The organism is Acidilutibacter cellobiosedens (genome assembly GCF_004103715.1).
Classification (GTDB): Bacteria; Bacillota; Clostridia; order Tissierellales; family Acidilutibacteraceae; genus Acidilutibacter; species Acidilutibacter cellobiosedens.
On the sequence record NZ_CP035282.1, the window covers coordinates 1,249,129 to 1,263,099 of the forward strand.

Genomic DNA, 13,971 nt, shown 5'->3' on the forward strand with positions numbered 1-13,971 from the left:
AACGAATAGGAAAATTAAAATTTCGGAGTGATATTATGGAAATATCGGATAAACTGAAAATTTTATCGGCTGCTGCCAAATATGATGTATCCTGTTCCTCAAGCGGAAGCAGGAGAACAAGTAAAAAGGGAGGATTCGGCAGTACAAGTATGTATGGAATATGTCACAGCTGGACTGATGACGGAAGATGTATATCTTTGCTCAAGATCCTTATGAGCAACTGCTGCATATACGATTGCGCATATTGTATAAACAGGCGTTCCAACGATATTCCCAGAGCAAGTTTTACACCGGATGAAGTGGCGGATTTGACAATAAATTTTTATAAAAGAAATTACATAGAAGGGCTTTTTTTAAGTTCGGCAGTTTTAAAAAGTCCTAATTATACGATGGAACTTTTAACCGATATAGCGAGAAAATTAAGAGAAAATTATGGATTTAACGGATATATTCATCTTAAAACCATACCGGGAGCGGATAACGATTTAATAGAAAAAGCAGGAATGTATGCAGACAGAATGAGTGTAAATATAGAATTGCCATCGGAAAAAGGATTGAAGTTATTGGCTCCTCAAAAGAAAAAGGAGTCCATATTAACTCCCATGAATTTTATTAATTACAGAATGGAACAATATTCGGAAGAAAAGAAAAAGTTCAGATTTTCTCAAAAATTTGTACCTGCAGGTCAGACTACACAGCTTATAGTAGGGGCTACACCGGATAACGACTTGAAAATACTGAGACTTTCCGAGGCTTTATATAATGAATTCAAGCTGAAAAGAGTGTATTATTCCGCTTATGTTCCGGTAACACATCATCCGAATCTTCCAGCCGTGTCTTCTCCTCCTTTAATAAGAGAACACAGGCTTTATCAGGCTGATTGGCTGTTAAGATTTTATGGTTTTCATGCTTCTGAAATACTTAATGAAGAAAAGCCGGATTTTGATTTGGCTCTTGATCCTAAATGTAACTGGGCATTAAAAAATTTAGAATTTTTCCCTGTAGAAATTAACAGAGTAGACTATAACACCCTTTTAAGGGTTCCGGGAATAGGAGTAAAATCAGCTCGAAAGATAGTAGCGGCAAGAAGGTTCTGTCCTTTAAATTTTGATGATTTAAGAAAATTAGGAATCGTAATGAAGAGAGCAAGGTATTTTATAACCTGCAATGGGAAATATTATGGTATAAAAAATATGGATGAGTCTGCAATACGAAACAGTCTGATATATGAGGATAAAAAAAGCTCCAATATTGTAGGAGAGCAGCTTTCCATGTTTTCCGTCTATCCCAGTATTATCTTACCTGAAAACAATATAAAGGTAATAGGGGAGGAAGTATAATGCTTTGTTATTTCTATGACGGCAGTTTTGAAGGACTTTTGACGGCTATATATGATTCCTATTACAGAAAAGAAATTCCCGACAGGATAATTTCAAGAGTTGAATTGCAAGAAAGTATGTTTGTTGATAAGGTGTACATAAATACGGATGGGAACAAAGCGGCAAAAGTTTATGAGTCTATCAGGACAAAAATATCGGAGGATGCTCTTAAAAATTGTTTTTATGTATTTTTATCTGAAACGAAGGATAAGGATACGGTTATATATAAATATTTAAGGAAAGGTTGGAAGATTGGGAAAAATGTGAATTTAAATTTATCTGACGACATCGTTCTTTCAGTCTATAAAATATGTAGAAGAGTAACAAGAGAAGTTCAGCTGTTCGTTGGACTGGTACGTTTTGAATGTACCAATAATGGGGTATACTATGCTCAGATAGAGCCGGATAATGATATTGTGGGATTGCTGGCTTCCCATTTTGTAGAAAGACTTTCCGATGAATATTGGATTATTCATGATTTAAAGAGAAGTGAAGCTGTTGTATATAATAAGAAAGAGTGGGTTATAACGGATTTGTCTTTGGAAAGGCCATTTGAATTTTTAAAAGAAGAAAAAAAATACCAAGAGCTGTGGAAGGAGTATTATGTAAGTGCTTCAATAAAGTCAAGGGTAAACCTTAAAGCCCAGAAAAATCATATGCCGGTAAGATATTGGAAACACTTGATTGAAAAGAAAGTTTAATAAATATTGAATTTTGATATCTGTTACATAAAGCTATGATATAATAACTAATAGACGAAAAGATGGAGGATGGTGTGTGATGATAGAATTAGGTAAAATTCAAAAATTGGAGATTAAAAGATATACATCCGTAGGAGTATATCTAAATGTGAAGGGAAGCAGTGATGAAAATAAGTCGGACGTTTTACTCCCGAAAAGACAAATTCCTAAGGAAGCAAAAGTAGGGGATGAAATAGAAGTTTTTATATACAGGGATTCGGAGGACAGGATGATAGCTACTACGTCAAAACCGAAAATTGCCTTAGGCGAAATAGGTTTTCTGAGGGTAGTGGAAATAACTAAAATTGGGGCTTTTTTAGATTGGGGGCTTGAAAAGGATTTATTTCTTCCTTTTAGAGAGCAGATTTATAAAGTGCAAAAAGGAAAAAAGTATCTTGTAGGTGTATACATAGATAAAAGCGATAGGCTGTGTGCTACTATGAAAATCAAGGATTTTCTTCAGAATGACCCTCCATATAAAGAAAATGACAGAGTTAAGGGAATGATATATAGTATCAATGAAGATATAGGAGCATTCGTGGCAGTGGATAATAAATATGACGGACTGATTCCTATGAGAGAACTTTATGGAGTATATAGAGCAGGGGATGAAGTTGATGTAAGAATTATAAAGGTAAAAGAGAATGGAAAATTGGATTTGACCATTAAAGAAACACCCCATATTCAAATAGAAGAAGATGCAGAGAAAGTTTTAAAAAGGTTGGAAGATAACCAGGGAGTACTATCACTTAATGATGAAAGTTCTCCGGAAGATATAAAAAAAGAGTTGCATATGAGCAAAACTGCTTTTAAGAAATCTGTAGGGAAATTACTGAAAGAGAAGAAGATTCAATTCACTAAAAACGGTATAAGGATTAAATGAAAGTGTACAAATTAAAATATCCTGTGTTTAATGGAATTTAAGAAGGGTAATAAATTAAAGGATGATAAAAAATATGGGAGGGATTGTATATGAGTGAATATCATGAACCGGTAGAATTGATAAGTGAAAAGGACAGAAATATAGTGAGAGCACTCAACAGCTTGAAGGAAGAAATTGAGGCAGTTGATTGGTATAATCAAAGGGTAGCCGTATCTCAGGATGCCGAATTGAAAAGTATAATGGCTCATAACAGAGACGAAGAAATTGAACATGCATGTATGACATTAGAATGGTTGAGGAGAAATATGTCCGGATGGGATGAAGAACTTAGAACTTATTTGTTCAAAGATGGCTCTGTTGTAGACTTGGAAGGAAAAGGTGAAGCTGATTCAGAGTCTCAACTTGACATAGGAGATTTAAAATAAGGAGGGATATTATGCTATACAGAGAAATTGCACCGGTAAGCAAGGAAGCTTGGAAGGAAATTGACGAAAGAGCGAAAAAAGTTTTTAAAGCTTATCTGTCGGCGAGAAAAGTGGTCAGAGTAAACGGGCCTAAAGGCCTTGATTATAATGTGTTAACAGAAGGCAGATTAGGTAAAATTGAAAGCAAGGATAATGTATCTTACAGTTCTTATAAAGTTTTACCCTTGACGGAGTCAAGAGTCGAATTCGAAATGGACAGATGGGAACTTGATAATATTCTAAGAGGAGCAGAAGATATAGATTATAAGCCCTTGGAAGATGCTGTTAAGAATATTGCCTTATTTGAAGATAGAGCAGTATATAGTGGACTGGAAGAAGATTCAATAGTAGGATTAATTAAATCTTCACAAAATCCGACTATTCCTTTTGGAGAAAGTTCGGAAGGTATTATGGACGGAATTGCCAAAGGATTAATAACATTGAGAGAAAAATTTGAAGAGGGGCCTTTTGCCTTAGTAGTAGGGGAAAAAGCTTATAGAAGAATTATCTCGGAAGAATCTTCCTACCCATTGTATAAAAAGATTGAAAAATTAATCGGAGGTAAAATCGTTTATAGCCATGTATTGAACGGAGCAATTTTGTTGCCTTTCAATCATGAGGATTTGGAATTGACTATAGGAAGAGATTTTTCCATAGGGTATCAATCTCACACTAATGAGAAGGTAAAATTCTTTATAACCGAATCCTTTACTTTCAGAGTAAAAGATGAGAATTTGATTGTAAATTACAGCCTATAGAGTTGGAACAATATATTATTTCGGCAATTAAAGGGAAGTGGTAACAATGCGGTGTTACTACTTCCTTTTTTTAAATTCCTCTTCCTCAATAAACATGCAGACAAACACTATACATAGAATTACCGCACTGACTAAGATGGCCTTTTGCCCAAGAATTGAAACCCAGTGTTTTCCTAAAACCGCACCAAGCGTAAATACAAATATAAAACCGTAATAAAAAAAGCTCTTATAAAGCAAACTCTTGTCTTTTTTGTAGACAGAGCTGCAAAGCAGATCTGTGGCAGTACGAAGATTTCCTATACACATAGTGGTAGCCAGAGAATTGTTGTGTATTTTCCTAAAACTTTGAACCTGAATACCACATGCAAGTGAAATCATGCTGTTTGCCAAAAGGTTCATGGAACTGTTCATGAAGGTTACCGCCGTCATAATTATAATTTCTATAATAACCGATAACTGCCTCCAGTGAGGCTTTTTGCAGTTTTTAAAATTGAGACACAGCATTTGAGCGATAAATACTCCGGCAGTAAAGGACATAATCGGAAATAAATATCGGACGGATTCCACATAATTTCCGTCAAAGATATGTATCCCTAAAAGGATGATATTGCCGGTTTGTGCATTTGCAAAAACATGATCCCTGAAAATATATGTGTAAGCGTCCATATAGCCGCCGGAAAAGGCAAGAAGAATTCCGACTATGATGGACTCAGACATCTGCCATTTATATTTTTTATTGCCTTTTTTTTCTATGCTTTGCATCTTCATTTGATATAATACCCTCTTTATACAACCAATACAGGCAGTCTTTATCCTTTATATACTATAGCAAAATGGAAAGTCCATTGCAAGCTATTATGAGTGAAAGATAGAAGAGATGTTATTGAGAAGTCGAAAAAAACAATTGTGAATGCGATATTTGTATTATATAATATATATAGTTGGTTAGAATGGAATTATAATGAAAAGAGGTGCTTTATGGGTGTAAGCTATAAAAAATTATGGAAGTTGTTAATTGATAAGGATATTAAAAAAACTAAAATGAGAGAAAAAGTAGGGATTAGTACAAGTACATTGTCTAAACTAACAAGAAATGAATATGTATCTCTTGATATATTAGTCAGAATTTGTTCTTATCTAAAATGCCAAATCAGCGATATTTGTGAAGTAATATATGAAGAAGATTAAATGGGAAGAGGTGGAAGTGTGAAGAATTTAGAATACAGTGCCGGCATTGTCAGCAAGGGATTTTGGTTTCAGGAGTTTAAAAAATATATAGAGATGTTGAAAGAAGGAAAGACGGCAGCAGAAATCAAAGAGTTCCAGGTAAAAGAAAATATATTTTTGGCTCCGTCTCCGTCTTACGGCAAGAAAATAATCGGAGAGATTTTTAAGCGCACGCAAGCTCTTCCTAAAGATATTATAGAATTGTTTTCTGATCTTAATGTTTCGGATCAAAAGCTTATAAATTTGTTGGGGATTATGTTAACCGACAGGTTATTTTTTGAATATATATATGAAGTTTATAGGGAGAATCTTATCCTTGGGACAAAAAAATTCAAAGACAGCAGTACGCGTATATTTTTAAAAAATAAGTCGGAGCAAAGCAAAAAAGTAGCGGGATTTACGGAACAAACGAAAAAAAGATTGGCCACAGCCTATAAGACCTATTTGAAAGAGGCGAATCTCCTACTGGAAAAGGACGGTATTTTAACATATCATAAACCTATCATGGATTTTCAATTGGAAATTAAAATGAAAAGTCTATCTCTTTATCCATATTTAAAGGCATTGACGGGGGTAATTTAATGAAAGAATCGAAGAAAACATTGGAACAACGTTTAGATCAAATCCAGATAGAAATAGATAAAAAAGATTTCAGAAAAAATAAAGGGATGGGAAATGAGATAGGATATTATATATTTGATTACTCTGAAAGAGAAGAATTAAAGGTCAGAGAATATATCAAGTATTTAAAAGAAAAGAATAATCCTAATATTACTGGGTATAAGTTGTTGGTATATGATTTGTATGATTTGATGATTGATTACATAGAAAAAGAAGGCCTTCTTGAAAAATGTATTAATATGGAGGAAGAATACGGGCTGGAATATTTGATTATTTCTGTAGCGGAATTGTTGAATATGGATGACAGCAGAAATTTTTTTACCGATTATATAGAAGAGAATACTCCCGAAAATGCGGTAGTTTTTATTACAGGAGTTGGTAAGATATTTCCTTTTGTTCGTGCCCATGATATTTTAAACAAATTGAGTCAGGTTTTTGACAGGGCTCCGGTAGTATTGTTTTATCCCGGAAAGTATGACGGTCAGACTTTAATATTGTTTTCAGAATTTGAAGACAATCACTATTACCGAGCGTTTCCGCTGGTTAAATAATGGAGGGGTATTATGCTGATTAAGGATATGTTTGTTAAGCCTATTGATAGGGATATCAAAGGAGTAATAAAAGTTGGACAAGATGACGATGCCAATGTGAAACAAGAGTTGGAAGAATATGTAGTAACAGACGAATTACAGAGGCATTTCAGAGATTTTTTTGAAAGCTATAGAAAAGGAATTAATGGGGATACCGACAAAATGGGAGTTTGGATTTCCGGATTTTTTGGAAGCGGTAAATCCCACTTTTTAAAAATCCTATCATATTTATTGGAGAATAGGAAGGTAAACGGAAAACCGGCTGCAAATTATTTTTTAGATGAAAATAAAATTAAAGATCCCGCAGTTGTCGCCGATATGAAATTGGCTTCATCGATTCCTACTGATGTTATATTATTTAATATTGATTCTAAAAGTGAAACGTCCGGGAAAAAGGGCAAAGATACAATACTTAATGTTTTTTTAAAAGTATTTAATGAAAAATTGGGTTTTAGCACAAATCCCTATGTAGCCGATTTGGAAAGGCAGCTGAATGAGGAAGGGTTATATGAGGTTTTTAAAGAGAAGTATAAAGAAATTACGGGAGATGACTGGATAGAATTCAGGCACAAATTTAGCTTTTTTAAGGACAGGGTAATTAAGACATTGGCGGAAATTAAGTTTATGACCTTGGAAACGGCAAAAGACTGGGCAAGGAGTACAACAAGGCCTTATGAAATAAGTATAGATGAATTTGCTCAAATGGTAAATAAATATTTAAGGTCAAAAGGAGAAAATCATCATATTATTTTTTTGGTTGATGAGATGGGTCAATATATCGGAGATAATACGGATTTAATGCTCAATCTCCAAACAATAACCGAAGATTTGGGAACCGTTTGCCGAGGCAAAGCCTGGATTATAGTAACTTCTCAGCAGGATATAGATTCCGTAACAAAGGTTAAAGGCAGGGATTTTTCGAAAATTCAAGGTCGTTTTGATACGAGGATAAGTTTAACATCTGCCAATGTGGACGAAGTTATTAAGCTCAGGATATTAAAGAAAACGGAAACTGCCAATGAGACCTTATCGGTGCTTTATGAGAATAAAGAAACCATTATCAGAAATCTTATAATTTTTAACGATACTGCTGAAAAAAAACTATATGAAGATAAAAAGGATTTTTGTGAGGTATATCCTTTTATACCATATCAATTTAATCTTTTGGCCAATGTATTGACTTCCATCAGGCAGCATGGTGCCAGCGGAAAGCATTTGTCGGAGGGAGAGCGTTCTATGCTTGCACTGTTTAAAGAAAGTGCGGAAAAACTGATGAACAAAGGAGACGGTACGATTGTACCTTTTAATATATTTTATGATGCCTTAAATAAGTTTTTGGATCACAGTCATTCGGTTGTCATTTCTTGGGCTTTGAAAAATAAGTGTATAAACCCGAATAATGAAGAAGATAATTTTAATGTGAATGTTTTAAAGGCTTTATTTATGATCAAATATATTGATGAAGTTGAAGCAAATGCAGATAATATTACTACTTTAATGGTGTCCGATATAGATGAAGACAGAAGGGCGTTGAAAGAAAAAGTACAGGAAGCTTTGGATATTTTAGTGGATCAAATGCTGGTTCAAAAAAACGGTAATATATATATTTTTTTAACCGATGAGGAACAGGAAATTAACCGTTCGATAGAGAATCAGGATATTGAATTTACCGATTTAATAAGGAAGGTTTCGGAACTCATTTTTGCCGATATTTATTTTGAAGAGAAGGTTAAAGTTGAAAACTTTAAAAACAGATATTCCTTTGGATTTAACAGGTTTGTGGATGACGTACCGTATAAAGGAAATCAGACTTTCGATTTCGGAGTTAAGATAATTACTCCAAGATCGGAATTAAATGGGCAGAGCGATAATTTACGTCTGCTAAGCAGTGCCGGGCCGAATGTCTACGTGGATTTACCTAATGATGCGGGGTTTTTGAATGAGTTGAGTTTGTCCATGAAAATTGAGAAGTTTTTATCCGTTCCGTCTGCTGGTAATATTTCAAAATTTGAGGAAATAAAAGCGGTGAAACGGGAGGAAATGAGGGAACATCAGGGAAGAGCGAAATTATTTTTGCAGGAATCATTAAAATCTGCTAAATTCTATGTTAATGGCGACTTGTTGGAATTAAGCACTAAAGACTTCAAATACAATTTGACGGAAGCTTTGGAACGTATGGTGTCTACGGTTTATCATAAATTAAATTATATTACTCACCCTATGGATGAAGTTGATATATATAATCTGTTTAAATCGGACAATTCCGGTCAGATAACTTTAGGTACTGCTTTGCCTAACGAGAATGCCATAAGGGAAGTATTGGATTATATACGGCTTCGGACCCAAAATCATGCCAAGATTTCATTGAAAGAGATAAAAAACAGATTTAATAAAGCACCTTACGGTTTTATAGATGCGGATACGGAATGGATAATCGCCAAATGTTTTAAAGACGGGCTGATAAGATTTACTTTAAATGGGAGTATGGTTTCTTTATTAAATGAAGCTTCCGAAAGAATCGTCGAATATATTACGAAACGGGTTTATGCCGAGAAGTTTTTAATAGAAGAAAAAGAGATCATATCGGAAAATATGAAAAGAAACTTAAAAAATGTGGCTAAGGAAGTATTTAAAATAACTATTATTACGGAAGATGCAGATACTATGGTGATGGAATTCAATAAACTTGCCAAAGATATGGTTGATAATTTGGAAAAGATATTGCGGGAATACCGAACCGATACCTATCCCGGAAAATATATTGTAATGAGCGGGATTAAATTGATTCAAGGGACTATATTCATGGACAAAGCTGTAGATGTATTTAGATATGTGAAAAACCGTGAAGAAGATTATCTTAATTTTGCAGAGGATTATCTGCCGATAAAGGCTTTTTTTGGAGGGGAACAGCAGGGAATATGGGATAAGACTCAGAAATATATCGATATATTTGAAGAAAGCAGATCTTATGTAATTAATGAAGAAATAGAATCCGTCGTAAAAAGAATGGAAACCATTTTTAAAATGCCTTATCCTTATAACAATATTAAAGATTTGCCCGAACTTAACAATAAATTTCCAAATATTTATAATGAAATTTTAGACAAAGAACTTGAACCGGTAAAAACGGAAATCTGTGAAGCTGAGAAGAGAGTAATGGAAGTATTGAAACAAAGCGGTCTGGAAGAAATATTTTTTGAGAAATTCACACGTGCCTTTTATAATCTTACCGAAAAAGCCGAGTCATGCGACAATGTGGCTAGGTTAAACGGATGCAGAACGGAAGCGGATAAATTAAAGATCAGATTTTTAAATGAAATCGCTAAAGAACAGGAACGCATAGCCGAAAAAGAAAAACCTAAAAAAACGGTTGAAGCGGGAAGGACGGATAAAATTGCAAATCCGGTAAAAAAGCAGCGTAATATAAGTATCAGAGATATAAATCCTTCAAGTTCATGGCAGATAGAAACCGAAGAGGATTTGGAGAAATATCTGCGGGACTTAAAAGAAAGGCTGGAAAAGGAAATTGAAGAAGGTACTATATTAAATATTGAGTTTTAGAGGGGGATATTATGGACAAGGCTGTGTTAGAAAACTTCGCCGTATATGCAAGGAACAAGTTAATACAGGATATTAAAAATAAAGCATCTATGATAGGCATTACAGAAGAAGGAATAGCTGATCCTCTTCCGGAATCCAATTCAGATATGCTGATTTTCAACATTAAGACTGTGGAATCATATAGAATTCACGGCGGAGAAGTAAATCAGTACAAAAAGCTCGTTGAAGAGCTCAATAAAAGAAAAGAAAGTCAGGACTACGGTACCGCATATAAAGGATTAATAGAAGAAGTAGCTTATACTTGGTTTAACAGGCTTATAGCTATACGATTCATGGAAGTAAACAATTATCTTCCCGATAAAATGAGAATACTTTCTTCAGGAAGGAAAGGAGTAAACGAACCAGAATTTGTCACCTACTATCAAGATACAAGCTTAAATTTTACGAATGAAGAGTTAGAACGGTTGGCTAATTGGAAATCAGACGGCAGCGCGGCATCAATGGACAATATGTTTCATCTTTTATTTATAAAACAATGCAATGTCTTAAATGAGAATCTGCCGGGGTTATTTGAAAAGACCGATGATTATGCCGAATTGTTATTGAATATATCGTATAATGACCAAGATGGAGTATTGTATAAATTGGTACATGATATACCGGAGGAATATTTTGATGTAGAATCGGAAAAAGACAAAGGTCAGGTGGAAATTATAGGCTGGATGTATCAGTATTATAACACTGAGAGGAAGGATGAAGTATTTTCAAGACCAAAGTCGGTCAAAATTCAAAAAGAAGATGTTCCTGCCGTGACACAGCTTTTTACACCTGATTGGATTGTCAGATATATGGTAGAAAATTCATTAGGAAGGCTTTGGATAGAAAAATTAATAGCTGATGGTGACAAACGGAATGAAAAAGAAATAGCCGGAGAGTTTAATTGGAAATATTATATTCCGGAAGCAGAACAAAATCCTGAAGTGAAAGAACAGTTAAAAGGAATACGAAAGGATAGGAGAAATATTCGATTAGAGGATATTAAATTTATAGACCCCGCCATGGGCAGCTTTCATATAGGGGTTTATGCCTTCGAAGTGTTCATGCAATTATATGAAAGTCAAGGATACACAGTTAGAGAAGCGGCTAAGTTAATTATTGAAAAAAATCTGTATGGCCTTGATATAGATAAGAGGGCGTACCAGCTATCCTATTTTGCTTGTATGATGAAGGGAAGACAATATAACAGGAGAATTTTAAATGGGAAAACAAAATGTAATTTATACGATATACCTGAGAGTAACAATATTAATAGAAATCATTTAGACTATTTAGGTACTAATATTGAAGATAAAAAAGTTTGGGCTAAGCGTAAAAAAGAGATAGTGGAAATCCTTGATATTTTTAAAGATGCAAAGGAATACGGATCTGTATTAGATGTACCAGATAAATATGATTTTAGATTGTTAAAAGAGTTTATTGAAAACAAACAGTTAGATCTATCTTTTGATACCACAGGTATTGATGATACACAAAAGAAAATTATAAATGTACTTAGTGTTGCTGAAATATTGTCGAAGGAATACAATGTCGTGACAACAAATCCTCCATATATGGGAAGCAGCGGTATGAATTCAAAATTAAGCAGATATGTTAAAGATAATTATCCCGAGAGCAAATCGGATTTATTAACAGTTTTCATTGAAAGGTGCAGGGAGTTCACGAAAGATTGCGGATATTATGCCATGATAACTCAACATTCATGGATGTTTTTATCAAGCTTTGAAAAGCTCAGAAAGAAACTCCAGTCAAATACTATCTGCAATATGATACACTTGGGGCCGAGAGCTTTTGAAGAAATAGGCGGAGAGGTAGTACAGAGCACAAGCTTTGTATTTAAAAACACTTTAATTAATAATTATAAGGGAAGTTATATAAAGCTTATTGATTTTAGCAATGCAGAGGAAAAAGAAACGAAAGCATTGGAAGTAATAAAAAACCCTCAATGCGGATATTATTATGAAACGGATCAGAATAATTTTAAAAAGATACCGGGGATGCCGGTGGCTTATTGGGCAAGTGAGAAGATAATTAAAACCTTTATATTTCCAAAATTATGTGAAGTGTGCGAAACACGAAAGGGTTTAGCTACGTCAGACAATAATAGATTTTTAAGATTATGGCAAGAGGTTGGTTTTGATAAGGTAGAATATAATTGTTCTTCAAATTATGAGTCACAAATTATTAATAAAAAGTGGTTTCCATTAAATAAAGGTGGAGATTTTAAAAGATGGTATGGAAATAATGAGTATCTAATTAATTGGGAAAACAATGGATTTGAGATAAAAAATTTTAAAAGTTCTAACGGGAAATTACTTTCAAGGCCTCAAAATTTATCATATAATTTTAAACAAGCTATAACTTGGACAAAAATAACTTCGGCTTTATTTTCTGCAAGGATGTGTTTTGGTGGTTTTTTGTTTGATGATGCAGCAGCTATATGTTTTAATGCAGATATACTAAAGTTGAGATATATTGTTGCTTTTTTAAATTCAAAAATTTGTCAAGTGGTAGTTAAGATTTTCAATCCTACACTTAATATTCAAATTGGTGATGTCGGTAATTTGCCAATTTGTATCGAAGATAGAGTATATCACCCAATAGTTAAACTTAGCAATAATAATATCTCAATATCCAAAACCGACTGGGATTCTTTTGAAACCTCATGGGATTTCAAAGTTCATCCGTTGTTAGATAAAGATAAGCAAAACCAGGTTCCCAAAACCATAGAAAATTCATATGAAAATTGGAAGCACTTTGCCAATTCACAATTTGACAGGTTAAAAGCAAATGAAGAAGAGCTAAACCGTATTTTTATCAAAATTTACGGTTTGGAAGATGAATTAACTCCGGATGTAAGTGATAAGGATATAACTATTGCCAAAATATTCGATACTAAAAATGAAATCTATGACGATATAAAAGGTAACAGATATATATTAACTAAAGAAGATGTTGTCAAATCCTTCATTTCCTATGCAGTAGGCTGTATGTTCGGGAGATATTCCTTGGATACGGAAGGTTTGGCATATGCCGGAGGCAAATGGGACGACAGCAAATATTCTGCTTTTATACCTGATAAGGATAATATTATATTGATTACGGATGAGGAATACTTTAAGGATGATATATTAAACAGATTTGTCGAATTTGTAAAAGTTTGCTACGGAGAAAAAACATTGGATGAGAATCTTAAATTCATAGCAGATGCCTTAGGCGGGAACGGTACACCAAAAGAAATTATACGAAATTATTTCCTTAAATATTTTTATAAAGACCACGTGAGGACTTATAAGAAGCGCCCCATATACTGGTTTTACGACAGCGGAAAGGAAAACGGGTTTAAAGCACTTATATATATGCACAGATACAATGAAGACACTACAGGTAAAGTTCGTATAGACTATTTACATAAAATACAAAAAGCTTATGAGCGAACTATGGACAACTTAAAATATGAAATAGCAAATAATAAAAATCCAAGAGAAGTATCGAAAGCAGAAAAACGCCTTACAAAGCTTATGAAACAACTAAAGGAATGTAAAGACTATGACGAAAGAATTGCCCATTTGGCATTGGCAAGGATACCCATTGATTTGGACGACGGGGTTAAGGTAAACTACGATAAAATTCAGATCGATGAGAAAGGAGAGAAAATACAAATATTAGCTGAAATAAAATAGAAGTAAGG

11 protein-coding genes are annotated in these 13,971 nt (G+C 33.9%); 10 read left to right on the forward strand and 1 reads right to left on the reverse strand.

Translation table 11 applies throughout. The features are described from left to right. The first annotated feature begins 35 nt into the window (after nucleotides 1-35). The 5 genes from EQM13_RS05895 to EQM13_RS05915 all read left to right on the forward strand — a co-directional run bounded on the left by EQM13_RS05895 (nucleotide 36) and on the right by EQM13_RS05915 (nucleotide 4,224). Nucleotides 36-1,340 (forward strand): putative DNA modification/repair radical SAM protein, encoded by a 1,305-nt coding sequence (locus EQM13_RS05895; RefSeq protein WP_071140832.1) that lies wholly within the window; start codon nucleotides 36-38, stop codon nucleotides 1,338-1,340. Beyond that, nucleotides 1,340-2,080 (forward strand): TIGR03915 family putative DNA repair protein, encoded by a 741-nt coding sequence (locus tag EQM13_RS05900; RefSeq protein ID WP_071140831.1) that lies wholly within the window; start codon nucleotides 1,340-1,342, stop codon nucleotides 2,078-2,080. The genes EQM13_RS05895 and EQM13_RS05900 overlap by 1 nt, the downstream gene beginning before the upstream one ends. A 79-nt stretch (nucleotides 2,081-2,159) precedes the next feature. Further along, entirely contained in the window at nucleotides 2,160-3,002 is an 843-nt protein-coding gene (locus tag EQM13_RS05905; RefSeq protein WP_071140830.1) for a CvfB family protein, read from the forward strand. 89 nt (nucleotides 3,003-3,091) lie between these two features. Further along, a complete protein-coding gene (locus tag EQM13_RS05910) occupies nucleotides 3,092-3,427 on the forward strand; it encodes an encapsulin-associated ferritin-like protein (protein WP_071140829.1) in 336 nt (111 codons plus the stop codon). 11 nt (nucleotides 3,428-3,438) lie between these two features. Further along, nucleotides 3,439-4,224 (forward strand): family 1 encapsulin nanocompartment shell protein, encoded by a 786-nt coding sequence (locus tag EQM13_RS05915; protein WP_071140828.1) that lies wholly within the window; start codon nucleotides 3,439-3,441, stop codon nucleotides 4,222-4,224. Nucleotides 4,225-4,281: 57 nt separating this feature from the next. Here the strand turns inward: EQM13_RS05915 and EQM13_RS05920 are convergent, their stop codons facing one another. After that, nucleotides 4,282-4,992: a YoaK family protein gene (locus EQM13_RS05920; RefSeq protein WP_240662999.1), complete on the reverse strand. Its 711-nt coding sequence runs from the start codon at nucleotides 4,990-4,992 to the stop codon at nucleotides 4,282-4,284. 210 nt (nucleotides 4,993-5,202) lie between these two features. On the opposite strand from EQM13_RS05920, the gene EQM13_RS05925 reads away from it, so the two are divergent. Genes EQM13_RS05925 through pglX form a run of 5 tightly spaced genes read left to right on the forward strand, consistent with a single transcriptional unit; the run spans nucleotide 5,203 to nucleotide 13,963 of the window. Continuing rightward, nucleotides 5,203-5,412: a helix-turn-helix domain-containing protein gene (locus tag EQM13_RS05925; RefSeq protein WP_128752226.1), complete on the forward strand. Its 210-nt coding sequence runs from the start codon at nucleotides 5,203-5,205 to the stop codon at nucleotides 5,410-5,412. Nucleotides 5,413-5,430: 18 nt separating this feature from the next. Beyond that, nucleotides 5,431-6,033 (forward strand): DUF1819 family protein, encoded by a 603-nt coding sequence (locus EQM13_RS05930; protein ID WP_161567182.1) that lies wholly within the window; start codon nucleotides 5,431-5,433, stop codon nucleotides 6,031-6,033. After that, on the forward strand, nucleotides 6,033-6,623 hold the full coding sequence (locus tag EQM13_RS05935) for a DUF1788 domain-containing protein (protein WP_128752228.1): 591 nt from the start codon (nucleotides 6,033-6,035) through the stop codon (nucleotides 6,621-6,623). Before EQM13_RS05930 ends, EQM13_RS05935 begins: the two co-directional genes overlap by 1 nt. Before the next feature lie 12 nt (nucleotides 6,624-6,635). After that, entirely contained in the window at nucleotides 6,636-10,223 is a 3,588-nt protein-coding gene (gene brxC / locus EQM13_RS05940; protein ID WP_128752230.1) for a BREX system P-loop protein BrxC, read from the forward strand. An 11-nt stretch (nucleotides 10,224-10,234) separates the two neighbouring features. Further along, nucleotides 10,235-13,963, forward strand: coding sequence for a BREX-1 system adenine-specific DNA-methyltransferase PglX (pglX, locus tag EQM13_RS05945; RefSeq protein ID WP_128752232.1), 3,729 nt, complete (start codon nucleotides 10,235-10,237; stop codon nucleotides 13,961-13,963). Nucleotides 13,964-13,971: the final 8 nt, after the last annotated feature.